Source organism: Pseudomonas sp. ICMP22404 (assembly GCF_006227205.1).
In the GTDB taxonomy this organism is placed as follows: domain Bacteria; phylum Pseudomonadota; class Gammaproteobacteria; order Pseudomonadales; family Pseudomonadaceae; genus Aquipseudomonas.
In genome coordinates, this window is record NZ_VCNG01000076.1 from 1 (window position 1) to 413 (window position 413).

Below are 413 nucleotides of genomic sequence, written 5' to 3' on the forward strand. Positions count from 1 at the left end.
TGCAACGAGACCTGATCATGGACGACCGCCAATACGCCTTGCTGGCCCGCCAACCTTCTGCTGCCCTGCAAAACCGCGAACGGTTCTGCGGCATGCCCAAGCGCGGCCTGGCGTTCCTGCTGGCCAACGTCATGTTCTGGCAACCGATGTGGGCCCAGGCCGACGGTATCGTCGTCAGTGCGCCGGGCACCAGCCTCGGCCAGGCGGGCAATGGCGTGCCCATCGTCAACATCGCGCGCCCCAACGGTAATGGTCTGTCCCACAACCAGTTCACGGACTACAACGTCGGCAGCAACGGCGTCATCCTCAACAACGCCACGTCCCGCACCCAGTCCACGCAACTGGGCGGGATCATCCTCGGCAACCCGAACCTCAACGGCGCGGCCGCCACCACCATCCTCAACGAAGTCAAC

General features: G+C 64.4%; 1 protein-coding gene. It reads left to right on the forward strand.

Going from position 1 to position 413, the window contains the following annotated elements; genetic code table 11:
• Nucleotides 1–17: 17 nt before the first annotated feature.
• Nucleotides 18–413: filamentous hemagglutinin N-terminal domain-containing protein (locus FGE05_RS29725; RefSeq protein WP_139650449.1), on the forward strand; the 396-nt coding region annotated here is incomplete at its 3' end.